This window comes from Kribbella aluminosa, assembly GCF_017876295.1.
GTDB classification, from domain to species: Bacteria; Actinomycetota; Actinomycetes; order Propionibacteriales; family Kribbellaceae; genus Kribbella; species Kribbella aluminosa.
In genome coordinates, this window is sequence record NZ_JAGINT010000002.1 from 2,142,348 (window position 1) to 2,157,091 (window position 14,744).

14 protein-coding genes are annotated in these 14,744 nt (G+C 69.0%); 10 read left to right on the top strand and 4 right to left on the bottom strand.

Annotated elements, in window-relative coordinates; all coding sequences use genetic code 11:
• Positions 1 to 61: 61 nt before the first annotated feature.
• The gene (gene galE, locus JOF29_RS31540) at positions 62 to 1,039 is read left to right on the top strand and encodes a UDP-glucose 4-epimerase GalE (protein WP_209698036.1); all 978 of its coding nucleotides are present in this window, start codon (positions 62 to 64) and stop codon (positions 1,037 to 1,039) included.
• On the opposite strand, the gene JOF29_RS31545 is transcribed toward galE, so the two are convergent.
• Together JOF29_RS31545 and JOF29_RS31550 are read right to left on the bottom strand one after the other, a co-directional pair.
• Positions 1,023 to 1,802 carry an SDR family NAD(P)-dependent oxidoreductase gene (locus JOF29_RS31545; RefSeq protein WP_209698037.1) on the bottom strand — a complete coding sequence of 260 codons (780 nt, stop codon included), beginning with the start codon at positions 1,800 to 1,802 and terminating at the stop codon, positions 1,023 to 1,025. The genes galE and JOF29_RS31545 overlap by 17 nt on opposite strands.
• Complete coding sequence (locus JOF29_RS31550) at positions 1,802 to 2,482, bottom strand: TIGR03089 family protein (protein WP_209698038.1); 681 nt, start codon at positions 2,480 to 2,482, stop codon at positions 1,802 to 1,804. The genes JOF29_RS31545 and JOF29_RS31550 overlap by 1 nt, the downstream gene beginning before the upstream one ends.
• 67 nt (positions 2,483 to 2,549) lie before the next feature.
• On the opposite strand from JOF29_RS31550, the gene JOF29_RS31555 reads away from it, so the two are divergent.
• Positions 2,550 to 2,939 carry a twin-arginine translocase TatA/TatE family subunit gene (locus JOF29_RS31555; protein WP_209698039.1) on the top strand — a complete coding sequence of 130 codons (390 nt, stop codon included), beginning with the start codon at positions 2,550 to 2,552 and terminating at the stop codon, positions 2,937 to 2,939.
• Here JOF29_RS31555 and JOF29_RS31560 read toward each other — a convergent pair.
• Positions 2,892 to 3,812, bottom strand: a complete 921-nt coding sequence (locus tag JOF29_RS31560; RefSeq protein ID WP_209698040.1) for a LysR family transcriptional regulator — start codon at positions 3,810 to 3,812, stop codon at positions 2,892 to 2,894. The genes JOF29_RS31555 and JOF29_RS31560 overlap by 48 nt on opposite strands.
• 70 nt (positions 3,813 to 3,882) lie before the next feature.
• On the opposite strand from JOF29_RS31560, the gene JOF29_RS31565 reads away from it, so the two are divergent.
• The 8 genes from JOF29_RS31565 (at position 3,883) to JOF29_RS31600 (ending at position 13,929) form a co-directional block, all read left to right on the top strand.
• Complete coding sequence (locus tag JOF29_RS31565) at positions 3,883 to 4,713, top strand: SDR family NAD(P)-dependent oxidoreductase (RefSeq protein WP_209698041.1); 831 nt, start codon at positions 3,883 to 3,885, stop codon at positions 4,711 to 4,713.
• Positions 4,714 to 4,846: 133 nt separating this feature from the next.
• A complete protein-coding gene (locus tag JOF29_RS31570; RefSeq protein WP_209698042.1) occupies positions 4,847 to 6,184 on the top strand; it encodes a hemolysin family protein in 1,338 nt (445 codons plus the stop codon).
• Positions 6,181 to 7,236, top strand: a complete 1,056-nt coding sequence (locus tag JOF29_RS31575) for a hemolysin family protein (RefSeq protein ID WP_209698043.1) — start codon at positions 6,181 to 6,183, stop codon at positions 7,234 to 7,236. Before JOF29_RS31570 ends, JOF29_RS31575 begins: the two co-directional genes overlap by 4 nt.
• A 126-nt stretch (positions 7,237 to 7,362) precedes the next feature.
• The gene (locus tag JOF29_RS31580; RefSeq protein WP_307863789.1) at positions 7,363 to 8,388 is read left to right on the top strand and encodes an NAD(+)/NADH kinase; all 1,026 of its coding nucleotides are present in this window, start codon (positions 7,363 to 7,365) and stop codon (positions 8,386 to 8,388) included.
• A gap of 9 nt (positions 8,389 to 8,397) precedes the next feature.
• Positions 8,398 to 9,492 (top strand): mannose-1-phosphate guanylyltransferase, encoded by a 1,095-nt coding sequence (locus JOF29_RS31585; RefSeq protein ID WP_209698045.1) that lies wholly within the window; start codon positions 8,398 to 8,400, stop codon positions 9,490 to 9,492.
• A 780-nt stretch (positions 9,493 to 10,272) separates the two neighbouring features.
• Positions 10,273 to 11,517 carry an IS256 family transposase gene (locus JOF29_RS31590; protein WP_209698046.1) on the top strand — a complete coding sequence of 415 codons (1,245 nt, stop codon included), beginning with the start codon at positions 10,273 to 10,275 and terminating at the stop codon, positions 11,515 to 11,517.
• A gap of 1,111 nt (positions 11,518 to 12,628) precedes the next feature.
• Complete coding sequence (locus JOF29_RS31595; RefSeq protein WP_209698047.1) at positions 12,629 to 13,315, top strand: hypothetical protein; 687 nt, start codon at positions 12,629 to 12,631, stop codon at positions 13,313 to 13,315.
• A gap of 23 nt (positions 13,316 to 13,338) precedes the next feature.
• Entirely contained in the window at positions 13,339 to 13,929 is a 591-nt protein-coding gene (locus tag JOF29_RS31600) for a hypothetical protein (protein ID WP_209698048.1), read from the top strand.
• A 47-nt stretch (positions 13,930 to 13,976) separates the two neighbouring features.
• On the opposite strand, the gene JOF29_RS31605 is transcribed toward JOF29_RS31600, so the two are convergent.
• On the bottom strand, positions 13,977 to 14,654 hold the full coding sequence (locus tag JOF29_RS31605; RefSeq protein ID WP_245359645.1) for a thioredoxin-like domain-containing protein: 678 nt from the start codon (positions 14,652 to 14,654) through the stop codon (positions 13,977 to 13,979).
• Positions 14,655 to 14,744: the final 90 nt, after the last annotated feature.

Below are 14,744 nucleotides of genomic sequence, written 5' to 3' on the forward strand. Positions count from 1 at the left end.
TTGGTACAGGTTCGGCCCGTTCGCGAGGGTTCGGCGGGGTGCGGGTGGCAGGATCTGGGACATGACGTGGCTTGTGACTGGTGGTGCCGGGTACATCGGAGCGCATGTGGTGCGGGCGTTCCGCGACGACGGGATCGACGTGGTCGTGATCGACGACCTGTCGAGCGGGAAGGCCGAGTTCGTTCCGGACGGCGTGCCGTTCGTGCGGGCGAACCTGCTCGACGGCAAGGCGGTGCGCGAGGCGCTCGACGGGGCCGAGGGCGTGGTGCATCTCGCCGGGTTCAAGTACGCCGGGGTCTCGGTCGAGCGGCCGTTGCACACGTATACACAGAACGTGACCGCGATGGTGTCGCTGCTCGAGGCGATGGCAGAGCAGTCGGTGCGCAACATCGTGTTCTCGTCCAGCGCCGGGGTGTACGGGACGCCGCGCGACGAGGTGGTGACGGAGGACACCGCGCCGGACCCGCAGTCGCCGTACGGCGAGTCGAAGCTGATCGGCGAGTGGCTGCTCCGCGACGAGGCGGCCGCCGCGGACCTGCACCACACCTCGCTGCGGTACTTCAACGTGGTCGGTTCCGGGGACCCGACCGTGTACGACGCCAGCCCGTACAACCTGTTCCCGATCGTCTGCGACCTGCTGACCCAGGGCAAGACCCCGCAGATCTACGGCACCGACCACCCGACCCCGGACGGTACGTCGGTGAAGGACTACGTGCACGTCGCCGACCTGGCCCGCGCGCACGTCGCGGCTGCCCGCGCGCTCGAGGCCGGCAAGACCCTCGAGCGCGTCTACAACCTGGGCAGCGGCACCGGTACGTCGGTCCGCCAGATCATGGACGCCGCCCGGCGCGTGACCGGGATCGACTTCACCCCGGCCGAAGGCCCGCGCCGGCCCGGCGACCCGTCCCGCGTGGTGGCGAACGGCGACCTCGCGGCCCGCGACCTCGGCTGGCGGAACACCTACACGGTCGACCAGATGTTCGCGACCGCGTGGGAAGCCTGGCCTTCCAGTACTCCTTCTTCTAGTACTCCTTCTTGAAGAACCCAGACGGGCCGAGGTTCATCCCGCCCGGCCCGGTGAGGACGCCGCCTTCCACCGGGAGGGTGTGGCCGGTGATCCAGGAGGCGTCGTCCGAGGCCAGGAAGGCCACGGCGGCGGCGATGTCCTCCGGCTCGCCGACCCGGCCCAGCGGGTACAGCTTGCCGAAGCGTTCCAGGGTCTCCGGCTGGCTGTCCCAGTTCGGGGTCTTGATGGTGCCGGGGGCAACGACGTTGAAGCGCACACCGAGCTCGCCGTACCGCGCGGCGTAGTTGACGGTCAGCGCGATCTGGCCGGCCTTGGCAGCGGCGTACTCGATGTTGCCGAAGGCGGCGAGCCCGTTGACCGAGCTGATCGTGACCACGTTGCCGCGGTGCTTCACCAGCTGCGGGAGTGCGGCCTGGATGCAGCGTGAGGCGCCGACCAGCGTCAGGTCCAGCTGTGCGTGGAACTCCTCGGCGGTGGCGTCCTCAGGCACCGACCGGACGATGCAGCCGCCGGCGTTGTTCACCACGACGTCCAGCCGGCCGAAGCGGTCCACCGCGGCCGCGACGGCGGCGTCCACGTCGTCGCGGTTCGTCACGTCCACGCGGACCGGCAGCGTCTGCTCGCCGATGCCGTTCGCGACCTCGGCGAGCTTGTCCTCCTGGAGGTCGGTGACCACGACCGACGCCCCCTCGTCGGCCAGCCGGCGCGCGACTGCCGACCCGATTCCCTGCGCCGCCGCTGTGATCAGCGCTACCTTGCCCTCGAACCGTCGCACTACCCCTCCAGGATTCGGTCGACCTTCTCGTCCGCGACCCGGCGCTCCAGTTTCGCGGCGTCCAGGTTGCGGCAGAGCACGATCGAACCACCTCCGGCGATCACACCGACCAGCAGGCCCAGACCGTCCCGGTCCGTGAGCGTGCGGGTGACGAGGATCCGGTCGGCGACGGGGTCCGCCGTACCGATCAGCTGCTCGTGGGTGAGTTCGTCGTACGCCGGGGAAGTGGGCGTGGGGGCGTCGTACGGAGAGAAGACGTCCGGGTGGTTGTAGACCTCGGCGCCGTAGTCGTGCACGCCGTCCGGCAGCGGTTCGCGGAAGCGGCCGCCGAGCGGGAGGAGAGCCGACGCGACGGTCTCGCGCTCGCCGCGGATCGCGAAGTCCGGGCCGGTGATCGCGATCGTCCCGGTGCCGCTGGTGAGGACGGCGCCGGCCGACCAGGTGGACAGCGCCCAGACCACGCCGAGCCAGTGCGGGGGGAGGCCGATCGCGACGGTGTCGCCGGACTCGACGTCGTACTCGTCGGTGAGCAGGTTGGCGGTTTTGGCGACCCAGTTCGCGGTGGTCACCGCGCTGAGCTCGATCCGTTCGCCGGTCGCATCGTCGTAGTAGGTGAGGAACGGCCGGGCGCCGTCCCGGCGGACCGCGGCCGCGAACAGCTCGGGCAGGACTTGTGACATATGGCCCACCCTACGGTTCGCGGATCGGCGTACGTTGGGAGGGAATGAGTGGAGAGAAGGGCAAGTCATGGTGCCAGAGCTCGCGCTGCCCGAAGGCGGCGAATGGATCGTCATCCTGGTCATCGTCGTACTGCTGTTCGGTGCGAAGAAACTCCCGGAACTGACCCGCAACGCCGCCAAGGCCATGAAGGAATTCGAGAAGGCCCGCCAAGGCGACGACGAACCCCCGGCCCAGGTCACCCAAACCCAAGCCCCAGCTGCGTCCCAGGCACCGACCCAAACCCAGACAGCAGCCCCAGCTCAGCCCCAGGCAACAGCTCCATCCGAGCCACAGGCACCCACTCCCTCTCCCACCCCCAGCCAGCCTGAGGTGTCGGCGCCTTCTGCTGGTCCGGTGCAGGCGGAGGGGTCAGGCGAGGGGGAGTTCGGTGGTGGCGGCTCGGAGGGCAGCCGCTAGTAGGGCGACTGGCTCCGGCAGCCGGCCGGGGAGGCGGGCGAGGATGGTGCGGCGGAGTTCCTGTGGGCCGCCGCGTACGGTGATCACCCGGACACCAGCCGGCACGGCCGGTGCCATCGACGCGGAGATCGTGGTGATCCCGGCCCCGGCCGCCACCAGCTGCAGCTTCGCGAACCAGTCGCGCACCGTGTGCGCGACCACCGGCCGCTCGTCCAGCCCCGGCCACACCCCCATCAGCAGCTCCCCGCTGGACGCCGGCCCCGCGATCCATCGCTGACCTCGCAGCTCGCCGATGTCCACCGCGTCGTACGCCGCCAGCGGATGCCCGGTCGGCACCGCCAGCATCAGGCTCCGCTCTGCCAGCGTCTCCAGCTTCAATGCCGGAGTCTCCGCGTCCGGCGGCCGGAACGGCGGCGCCGACGCGATCACCGCGAGGTCGATCGTCCCGGCCCGCAACGCCCGTACCAGCGCCGGCGTGGACCCCTCCCGCGTCGTCACGGTCACCGCCGGATGCGTACGCCGTACCGCGCTGATTGCCCGCGGCAACAACACCGCCCCGGCGCTCGGGAACCACCCGAGCCGTACCGTCCCGCCCGCGACCGGCAACCCGGCAAGCTCCCGCGCCGCCGCGTCCAGCTGGTCGAGGATGACCGCCCCGGTCCGCAGTACCACCTGCCCGGCCGCGGTCAGTACGACGCCTTCGCGCCGCCGCTCCAGCAGCCGGCTGCCCGCCGCGCGTTCGAGCGAGGCGATCTGCCGCGACACAGCCGATTGTGTATACCCGAGCGCCGCCGCGGCAGCCGTGAACGTACCCCGCTCCGCCACCTCCCGGAACACCCGCAACGCCACCAGCGAGACATCGGTGAAGTCCATGACGTATACGCATACCACCTGTGCCGAACTTTCGCTGGAGTCATACCTCTCGCAGACCTACGTTTGCCCCATGAGAATCGCACTGATCACCGGAGCCAACCAGGGCATCGGCTACGCACTTGTAGAAGAACTCGCTCACCGCATGAACCCCGAAGACCTCGTACTGCTGACCGGCAGAAGCCCCGAACGAGTCGCGGCCGCCACCCGGTCGGCCGTAGGTGGGGGAGCTCGGGTTGAGGGGCGGGTGCTGGATGTCACCGACGGGGAGGCGGTGCGGCGGCTGGCTGATGAGGTTGGCGGTGTGGACATCGTGGTGTCCAACGCGGTTGGTCCGTTGGAGCCGGGGAAGGCGCCGGGGGAGCAGGTGGACGAGTTCGTGGATGTGGCGAATGTGGGGGCGCAGTTCATGCTGCGGGCGTTCGGACCGATCTTGCGCCCTGGCGGCCGGTTGATCGTGGTCGCGAGTTCGCTCGGGACGCTCGAGCAGTTGCCGGAGAGTCTGTGGGGGCGGTTCGACGGTGCCTCGCTGGACGATGTGGAGAAGGTCGTCGAGGAATGGCGTACGGCGGTCCACGACGGTACGGCGGTCGCGCAGGGCTGGCCGGAGTGGATCAACCTCCCGTCGAAGGTCGCCCAGGTCGCGGCGGTCCGCGCGGTCGCCGGCGAGCGACGTGAGGACGATCTCGCCGCCGGCACCCTGGTCGCCTCCGTCTGCCCCGGGCTGGTCGACACCCGCGCCTCCCGGCCGTGGTTCGACGACTTCAGCCAGGCGAAGTCCCCGGCCGACGCGGTCCGCCCGATCGCCGACCTGATCCTCGCCGACGCCGTCGACCCGGCCTTGTACGGCGAACTGATCCGTGACGGCAAAGTCGTCCCGTGGAAGCCGTCCACGGCCAGGTAGCCCGCAGGCGTGGTGTGCGGCCGAGGTCGGCGGCGCACTCCGGATGCGCGCGTACACCCGGGCGGCCGAGGACGGCCTGGACGTCACCGACCCCGCAGTACCGCAGTCGCTCGAGTTCTCATAGGGTTTGGTCATGTTGATCCTGGCCGGCCTGGGCCTGATCCTGGCGCTGACCGTTGCCACCGGCTACTTCGTGTCCCAGGAGTTCGCGTACGTCGCCGTCGACCGGAACCGCCTGAAGACCCTCGCCGAGGACGGTGACGCGGCGGCCGCCCGGGCGCTGAAGGTCACCGCGCGGCTGTCGTTCGTGCTGTCCGGCGCGCAGGTCGGAATCACGATCACCGCGCTGCTCGCCGGGTACTTCGCCGAGCCGTACCTCGGCGAGGGCCTGCAGCACCTGCTCGGCGCGGCCGGCGTACCGGAGGCCGTGAGCCTGTCCGTCTCGGTGATCCTGGCGTTGCTGCTGGCAACGATCATCCAGATGGTGCTCGGTGAGCTGGCCCCGAAGAACCTGGCGATCGCTCGCGCGGAGGCGATCGCGCTGCGGTTGTCCCGTTCGACGCTGCTGTACCTGGCGGTGGCCGGGCCGGTGGTCCACCTGTTCGACTCGGCGTCCAACCGGATCCTCCGCCGGGTCGGGATCGAGCCGGTCGAGGAGCTGCCGCAGGGCGCGACGCCGCAGGAGCTCGACCGGATCATCGAGACGTCGTACGAGCAGGGCCTGCTGGACCAGGACACCATGCGGCTGCTGGACCGCGGCCTGGACTTCCGCGGCCGGACCGCCGGCGAGGCGATGGTGCCGCGCGTCGACGTCGTCACCATGCACCGCGACGAGCCGCTGACCCGGGTGGTCGAGCTGCAGGACACCGGGCACAGCAGGTTTCCGGTGATCGGCGAGTCGGTCGACGAGGTGATCGGCGTGGTCGCGATCGGCGACGTCGTCGAACTCGAACCGGCCGATCGCGCGACGATCGCGGTCGGCTCGCTGGCGACCCAGCCGGTCGCCGTACCGACGACGCTGCCGCTGCCCGCGGTGCTGGAGCGGCTCCGGACCGCGCGCCGGCAGCTCGCGATCGTCGTCGACGAGTACGGCGGGTTCGCGGGCATCGTGTCGCTGGAGGACATCGCGGAGGAACTGGTCGGCGAGATCCGCGACGAGGACGACCTGCCGGAGACCGGCCTGGTGCAGGGCGGCGACGGGTCGTGGGTGGTGCCGGCCAGGTGGCGGCTCGACGAGGTCGCCGAGGCCACCGGCGTACCGCTGCCGGAAAGTGACGACTACGAGACGGTGTCCGGGCTGGTGATGGCACGGCTCGGCCGGATTCCGGACGTCGGTGACACGCTGGTGGTGGAGTTGCCGCAACGGATCGACCACGACGGGAAGCCGGTGCCGACGGAGTACGTACGGCTCACTGTGCAGACGATCGAGCGCCGGGTGCCCGGCATCGTCCTGATGGAGAAGACGGCATGAGTACGACGTGGGCGCTGATCATCTCCGCCGTACTGCTGGCGCTGAACGGGTTCTTCGTCGCGGCCGAGTTCGCGCTGGTCGCGTCGAAGCGGCACCGGCTCGAGGAGGCGGCGGCGTCCGGCAGCCGGTCCGCCCGGGCCGCGATCGCCGGGGTCAGCGAGTTGTCGTTGATGCTCGCGGGGGCGCAGCTCGGGATCACGCTGTGCACGCTGGGGCTCGGTTCGCTGAGCGAGCCGGCGATCGCGCATCTGCTGCATCCGCTGTTCGAGCTGGCCCACATTCCGGAGGGCGTCGGGCACGTGGTCGCGCTGATCCTCGCGGTCGGCGGGATCGGTCTGCTGCACGTGCTGCTCGGGGAGATGGCGCCGAAGTCGTGGGCGATCAGCGATCCGGAGCGGTCCGCGCTGATCCTGGCGCTGCCGTTCCGCGGGTTCACGTACGTGTTCCGGCCGCTGCTCAGCCTGCTGAACTGGATCGCGAACCTGTGCATCCGGCTGGTCGGCGTGACGCCGCAGAACGAGATCGCCAACGCCCACGGCCCGGACGAGCTGCGGCTGCTGATCGAGTCCTCCCGCGAACACGGGACGCTCGAGCAGCCGGAGCACGAGCTGCTGACCGCGATGCTCGCGTTGCAGAACACCACGGTCGGTCAGGTGATGACGCCGATCGCGGAGCTGTCCACGGTCCCGGTGACCGCGTCCGCTCGCGAGATCGAGCTGACGAGCCGTCGCGAAGGACACTCCCGCCTGGCCGTTGTTTCCGGTACGTCGATCTGCGGCATCGTGCACGTCCGCGACGCGGCCCGGGCGACCACCGCCGGCGACACCGAGAGCCGGGCGTCGGACCTGATGATGGCCGCGCTCGAGCTCGGCGACAACACCCCGGTGGCGACGGCGATCCGCACCATGCGGGAGGAACGCTCCCAACTCGCCGTAGTCTGCGGCGGCGACCAAGCGATCGGCGTAGTCGCCCTCGAGGACCTCCTAGAAGAGGTAATCGGCGAGTTCGACGACGAAACCGACCCCATCGTCACGGCCGCCCGTCCCGAGTGACGTTCTTTGGGCACGCACCAACCGTTCTGAGGCCTTCGACGTGGTTGGTGGGTGCTCAAGGTTGCCGGGTTACCGTGTGGTGTGGCGATTTCGCGGCTTGGGCTGGTGGTTCATCAGGGGCGTCCGGTGGCGGTGGAGACCGCGGGGACCGTACGCCGGTGGGCCTCCGCGCACGGCATCGGCTGTACGGACATCGATGTCTGGAAGGACCACGAGGAACGGCGTACCGGCACCGACGAGCTGCATCATGCCGGTGACCCGGACCTGGTCGTCACGCTCGGCGGCGACGGCACGTTCCTGCGTGGCGCGCGGATCGCGGCGAAGAACAACGCCGCCGTCCTCGGGGTCGATCTGGGCAAGGTCGGGTTCCTGACCGAGGTCGCCTGCAAGGACGTCGAGGCCGCGCTGGAAGCGGTGCACCACGGCGGCGCGACGTACGAGGAACGGATGACCCTGACGATGCGGGCGTCGCGGCCGCTGGAGATCCCGCAGGGCATCGAGTCGCTGCTGCGGTACGGCCACGGTCCGGCGCTGCCGCCGCCGCCGATCCGGCACGAGATGGCCGAGGGCGACGGCTGGGGGATGGCGCTCGACGTCACCGCGCTGAACGACGTGGTGGTGGAGAAGCTCGCGCGGGATCACCAGGTGGCGCTGGGCGTGTACCTGTCCGGGCGGTTGCTGGCGTCGTACTCCGCGGACGCGGTGATCGTGGCGACGCCGACCGGGTCGACGGCGTACAGCTTCGCGGCCGGCGGGCCGATCCTGTCGCCGAACACCGAGGCGATCGTGTTCACTCCGGTCGCACCGCACATGACCTTCAACCGTACGGTCGTCGCCGCACCGGACGAGCCGATCGCGGTGCGGGTGCTGCCGCATTCGGGGCAGGCGGCGGTGAGCATCGACGGGCAGCTGCGCGGCGTACTCGATCCGGGGGACTGGATCGGGGTCTACGGATCGCCGCAGCGGTTGCGGCTGGTACGGCTGCGCCCGACCGACTTCTACGGCCGCCTGCGCGACCGCTTCCGCCTGACAGACGCACCGGCGACAGCGCAGGACGGCGAGGCCGAACTGTTCTGGCAGCCCGCGGACTCACCCGTACCGCCAGACCTCAAGCACCTACGGATTCCGCAACCGCCCAGTGACGACCGGTAGGGTCTCCGCATGCGAAACGTGGTGATCCTGGCGGGTGGTTCAGGGACGCGGTTGTGGCCGATGTCCAGAGACGACAGGCCGAAGCAGGTGCTGCCGCTGGCGGCCGGCCAGTCGCTGCTGCGGGTGGCGTACAACCGTCTGCTGGGACTGGTCGCCCCGGAGAACATCTACGTGTGTACGGTCGGCGCGATCACGGACGTCGTACGCAAGGAGCTGCCGGAGCTCGGCCCGCACAACATCATCGGCGAACCGGCCCGCCGGGACACCGCGAACGCGGTCGGGCTGGCGTCGGCCGTGGTCGCGCGGAACAACCCCGACGCGATCGTCGCGTTCGTCGGGTCCGACCACCTGATCAGCCCCGAGGACGAGTTCCGGACCGCGATCGAGCACGGGTTCGAGGTGGTCGAGGCGCGCGGGCGGTCACTGGTCACATTCGGCATCGAGCCGACCCACCCGCACACCGGCCTCGGGTACATCGAACGCGGCGAGCCGATCGAGGGCACATCGGCGTACGTCGTGGACCGCTTCCGGGAGAAGCCGGACCGCGCGACCGCCGAGGAATACCTGGCCACCGGGCGGTTCTGGTGGAACTCCGGCATGTTCGTCTGGCGGGCGTCGACGGTGCTGAACGTCCTCGACACCCTGCTGCCGGACTCGGCCGCCCGGCTGCGCGAGGTCGCCGCCGTCTGGGACACCCCTGCACGTGAGGCGACGCTCGCGGAGATCTACCCAGGGTTGCGAAAGATCAGCGTCGACTACGCGGTGATGGAGCCCGCCTCCCAGGGCAAGGTCGACGCGGACGTGGTCGTCGTACCGATGCCCGTGCACTGGCTGGACGTCGGCTCATGGGCCGCCCTCGCGGACACGTACGACGCCGACCCGAACGGCAACCGCACCGACAGCAGCACCCTCAGCTGCCTGCTCGACTCCCACGACAACATCATCGTCACCGACGACCCCGACCACCTGGTCGCCACCGTCGGCCTCCGCAGCCACATCATCGTCCACACCCAGGACGTCACCATGGTCTGCCCCCTCTCCGACGGCGAACGCGTCAAAGAACTGGTAGCCCAGGTCCAATCCGACCACGCCGACTACATCTGACCCACACAACACGAGGGATATCCGGACAACACGAGCGGACATCCGGACAACACGAGCGGATGTCCGGGCAACACGAGTGGATGTCCGGACAACACGAGGGGATGTCCGGCTCTTCTGCTCGATGTGTGGGTGGTGGTTGTCCTGATTCGGGGTCGTGAGACAGGTTGTGGTGGGTGGAGACCTGGTATTGCCTGTCTCCTGCCACCAGTGCCTGTTCCCGGTCTCCACCGTCGCCCCGCAGTTGCTGCACACCCCGCCACGGGATTCCCCACTGCCGGAACGCGGCGCGGCGCAGCCCTCCCCGGCAGGGGGCCGTCGACTCGGGCCGCGCCCTGCCGTACACGCTCGCACCAGCAGGACCTGTGGCGTGACGGCGGGGTTTGACAGGGGGTTGCCCGCCGCATCACCGGGGTTGCCCCGTCGTTTGGAGGGTTGCCTGCTCAGATTTTGAGGGGGCAACCCTCCCGTTGAGCGGGCAACCCCGCCGCGAGACCGGCGAAGCCGCGGCTGGTGGCCGGGATGGTGGATGGTGGAGGGTTTTCTGGGATAGCGCCGGACAGCCTCCACCGATGTGCTGGAAGTCTCCACCCAAGCGTGAATCAGGCCGGCGAGCGGAGCCGACGGACGGTGGACCGGGCGAGCCATCCGGTTCGACCCAGTTGCGTCCCGCAGAGTGGTGTACGACGTGGTGGTGGCCGGCCCGGGTGTGGACGTGGGTGCGGTCACCGCGTGATTCTTCGAGGAATCTCTCACAACCCACTCGAAGAGAAGAGCACAGCGATGACCGCATCACCCAGTATCGACCCTGCCGAGTTCTTGCACGAGCACCTGCAGCAGGCCAGTCCTGATCTGCTGCGCGAGCTGATGGAAGGCTTCGTGAACACGTTGCTGTCGGCCGATGCCGACAGCGTGTGCGGCGCCTCGTACGGAACCCGCGACCCCGAACGAGTGAACTCTCGCAACGGCTACCGCCATCGCGAGCTGGACACGAGGATCGGGACGCTGGATGTCGCGGTCCCGAAACTGCGCGAAGGAACCTATTTTCCCGACTGGCTGCTCGAGCGGCGCCGGCGTGCCGAAGCCGCGCTGACCAGTGTGGTGGCGACCTGTTATCTGCTTGGGGTGTCGACTCGGCGGATGGACCGGCTGGTGCAGTCGCTCGGTATCACGGGCCTGTCCAGGTCGCAGGTGTCGGTGATGGCCAGGGACCTCGACGAGCTGGTCCGCGACTTCCGCGAACGACCGTTGAACGAAGGGCCTCACACGTTCGTGGCGGCGGACGCGTTGACGATGCGAGTCCGCGAAGGTGGCCGGGTGATCAAGATCGCGGTCATGGTGGCCACCGGCGTGAACGCGGACGGGTTCCGCGAAATCCTCGGCGTCTCCACCAGTACCGCCGAGTCCGGGGCCGGCTGGAACTCGTTCTTCAAAGACCTGGTCGCCCGCGGCCTCAACGGCGTCGCACTCGTCACCAGCGACGCCCATGCGGGGCTGGTCGACGCGATCGGTGCGAACCTGCCCGGCGCATCCTGGCAACGCTGCAGAACCCACTACACCGCCAACCTGATGGCGATCTGCCCCAAACACGCCTGGGGAGGCGTGAAAGCGATGCTGCACTCGGTGTTCGACCAAATCGACACCACCGCCGTCCACGCCCAGTACGACAAACTCCTCGACCAGACCGAAACCACCCTGCCGGCCGTCCACGCCCACCTCGACGACGCCCGCGGCGAAGTACTCGCGTTCACCACGTTCCCCCGCGACGTCTGGCGACAGATCTGGTCCAACAACCCCAACGAACGCCTCAACCGCGAAATCCGGCGCCGCACCGACGTCGTCGGCATCTTCCCCGACCGCGGCTCCATCATCCGACTCGTCGGCGCCGTCCTGGCCGAACAACACGACGAATGGGCCGACGGACGCCGCTACCTCGGCCTCGAAGTCCTCCACCGCAGCCGACTCACCCTCATCACCAACCCCGACCAGACCACCACAACCACCATCGCCAGCGCCATCAGCGCCTAACCAGACAACGACGAATCACAAACCGTCGTACACCACTCCACGGGACTTGACCTTCGACCCGTATCGCGCGGGCGTGACAAGTCGCCACGGCTCAATCAGAAGAGCCGGATATCGGCTCGTGCTGGGGGTTCTCCGGCGGTGCGCTGGCGAAGAACCCCAACGCGAGCGGATAGCCCTCGAACGAGGCGGGAGGTCAGCCGACGGCCGCCGCCGGCATGCGCGCTCCAGCGCGGTGACCACACCGCCGCCCCGCGCACCCGAACCACCGGACGGACCCGCCCAACGCACAGACCACCGGGCGGACCCGCCCAACGCACAGACCACCGGGCGGATCCCGACCGGCCCTCGGAATCCCGCCCGGACCGCGCGGCGTCCGGGCCCGACCGCCGGCTGGACCAGTCGTCGGCACCCGACCGCCGGCTGGACGAGCCGTTGCCGGAGTGGGCGGATCGGTATCCGCTCGAGGTACGCCGCCGACTCGCAGCAGACGATACGTTCGCCAGACTCCAGTACACGTCGCCCCGCGACGCCGAACCGGACCGCGCAGCCGACACCAGGCAACCAGCCACGACGCCCGAAGTACCTGAACCCGACGCTCCGGACCGCGCCGAACTCGACGCTGCCGAACCTGTCCGCGAAGCCTCGGCGGATCAACTGCCCCAGCTGTCGGCGAAACTCCGCGAGCAGCTGGCCAAGGATCCAGTCTTCACACGCGAAGGCTGGAGCCGCCCAGACCACGAAGTCCGCGACGCGGATCCCGAAGACCAGCCGCAGGATCTGGGAGACCAGCCGCAGGATCCCGAAGACCAGCCGCAGGATCTGGGAGACCAGCCGCAGGATCTGGGAGACGAGCCGCGGGATCTGGGAGACGAGCCGCGGGATTTGGGAGACGCTGGCTCAGGCTCGGCGAGGTCGCCGGTCGACCTCATCGAGGAATCACCGACCGGACAGAAGCCGACGGACGACGCTGATGCGCACACCCCGCGCGATGACGACATCGTCGATCAGTCGACTGATCCGATCCGGCCCGAGGACCTCCGACAAGAGCGCCGTACCGACCACGACAACAGCACCGCACACCCATCCGACGATGCACGTGCGGAGACACCCGATGACATCCACCGAGCCGTCGACGCCGAGGCCGACAGCGCCGGCCCCGCACACCCGCGACGAGACCGCCGAGCCGTCCGCGGTCGAGCCCGCAGCGGATCGGTCCGTCGACGACGCTGACGCACCCGAGCACGAGTTCGTCGAGGATGCGGATCCGAAGGACATGGAGACGTACCGCCGGATCCGCGAAACCGACGACGTGGATGCCGTCGCCGAGAACACGGGCTTCCCCCGCGAGGTCGTCGACGCTGTGAAGGATCACCTCTTCATGCGCGAGCACGATGTGGCGGTGAGGCCGGGGGTGCTCAAGCATGGCGCCTTCACACCGCTCGAAATAGTCGGTCTGTTGTGGGACCGGGGTGCATCGGGTGCCGAGCTGACAGACGAAGAGCGCACGCAGTTCTGGTCGCTGCTCGCGCACGAGTACGTCGAGGCAAAACTGATGCAAGCCGGCCTTCCGTACAACTCGGCGGACGCGGATGCGTGGAACGAGTACGGGATGTCGAAGGTCACTCCTGAACATCCGACGGCGCACAACATGGCACCACGGAGTCTGCAGGAGCGCAGGGTGGACCTGCTCGCGCACTGGGAGAAGCTGGATATATCGAGAGGTGGGCTGCTAGTGGCGGACGATTTGTCCAACCTGGACGAGGTGGTTCGGGTGGCAAAGGAAGGACTGGGGTTGTGACGGATACGGCGGCGTGTGAGCGGTTGCTCGAACGCCTGATCGCAGCGCGGTGGGACGACCAAGAGGCCGAAGATCTGCACCAGACCTCGCGGGGTGCGTTGGCCAGCGAGTTCTTCCGGCGGAAGGCCGTCTGGGCGAACGCACTGGGCATCACCAAACTGTGGCCACTCGCTGAGGTTGCTCTGGCGTTCGACCCGTCGATCGAAACCGATCCGCTGTGGCTGGAGCGGCTTGAGACCGCCGTCGGTCATGAGTTGATGCCGCAGGTCCGCCGGGTGGTGACAGACATGTTCCGGTGGGCGTCGCTGGGCAACGGTCCGAAGGAACGATTCCCCGACTTCGATGATCCGTACGAGCCAATGGCGCAATTGCTGGAGCGGGGTGGCCAGTTCTGGCCGGGCCAGGGAGGGATCGATCTCCCCATCGCCACCGCCTCCTACGGCAGCCTCAGCAAGCGACTCGCCCAGGCACCGATCCCGATCGACGCCGAAGCTCTGGCTGTACTGGACGAGAGGGACCGGATCGAGCTCGAGAAGATTCGTGCCCGGGCGGCCGCGCGACGCGCCGCGGAAGCCGCTGGGCAGGAGCCCGGTGGGTCTGGCGACTCTGCGTGATGTGGAACGACCCCGGGAGTGGTGCTCTCGGGGGCGTTCGGGGAGGGTCAGCCGCCGTTGGGTTCCTGGGCGTCGGTGGCGGGGTATTTCTCCATGAACTGTTTGAGGGCCTCGCCGCTCACCGAGCTGCAGAACTGGCGGTGGCCGTAGGACTTCTGGTCGGTGCCGGGGCCGCTCCAGTGGGCGAAGGCGAGGTTCTTGCCGTCCGGCCAGCCCTTGCCCTCGGACTGCTTGTAGGGGGCGGCGATGAGCTTGTTCAGCGAGGTGTCCGGCAGTTTCGACTTGGCGATCTTCTCGATCTTGTCGATCTGGTCCTTCGGCAGGGTGTCGCGGTACCAGAGGATCGTGTACCCGTGCTCGAGGTTGTGCACCAGGTTCTCCACCGGCGGCCGGTCGGTCATCGAGTAGAACTTCTTGCCGAACGGCGCCCAGACCGCGTAGTGCGGGCCGGAGGACGGCGGGGACACGGAGTACAGGATCTTCTCGCCGTCGGGGCGGTGGTCCTGGGTGCCGCCGGCGGTGTCGTTGGTGGCCGGGTCGCAGGACGCGGAGCCGGCCGCGACACCGAAGTCGGTGAGTGCCTGGTTCTTGGTCCGGGAGTCCTGGACGAGCTTGATCGCCGGGTAGGCGATGATGGCCAGTCCGACCACGATCGAGCAGACCACGATGATCACGGTACGGCGGCGGTCCGAGGCGGCCTGCTCGCGCTGCATCTTCTCGATCATCTGGCGGCGCGAATGTTTCTGCGACGACGCTTTACCCACAGTGTTGTTCTTCCCGGGTAGGGGCGGCCATCGCGCCGCCGTGCGAAGGCA